We start from the raw sequence: 475 nt of genomic DNA on the forward strand, positions 1-475 counted from the left end.
TCTGCCGACCCCACCGGCACAATGCGGGATGCCAGACTTTCAGCCGTGGAATATTTGAAGAAATCGTTGAACTGCACTTCCAAACCATGCTCGGTCAGCAAGCGGCCTATCACCCTTGTCGCCAGCATGGAATGACCACCGCAGTCAAAAAAGTCATCACCGGCCTGTATATCCGGATCACCAAGCGCACGGTGAAACTCTGTCAGGATAATGCCCGTATAAGAACCGCTCTCCTGCGCCGTCTCCACCTGCTCCGCACTGCTTGCAAAAACGGCCTTTGCTTCGCCTTGTAGGGCAGCACCCAACCGATCAAGCAACAATTCACCAGCCATATCCAGCAGTTTCGACCCCGTGCGTAATGTCAGCAAAAGCTGCTGATCATCTTTACGGCTGATATCCAGCGCAATATCGGCAGTCGCCTCACGGGATGGCAACAGCAGCTTTTCCACCACTGGATAGCCCGCCTGAAACGCCG

1 protein-coding gene is annotated in these 475 nt (G+C 54.7%); it reads right to left on the minus strand.

All coding sequences use genetic code 11. The features are described from left to right. Positions 1–452, minus strand: a 452-nt coding sequence (locus tag HBA93_RS18500; RefSeq protein ID WP_353619399.1) for a phosphopantetheine-binding protein, incomplete at its 3' end; no start/stop codon positions are given. Between the last annotated feature and the right edge of the window lie 23 nt (positions 453–475).

Origin of the sequence: Ochrobactrum sp. SFR4 (assembly GCF_019730395.1) — a bacterium.
Lineage (GTDB): Bacteria > Pseudomonadota > Alphaproteobacteria > Rhizobiales > Rhizobiaceae > Pseudochrobactrum.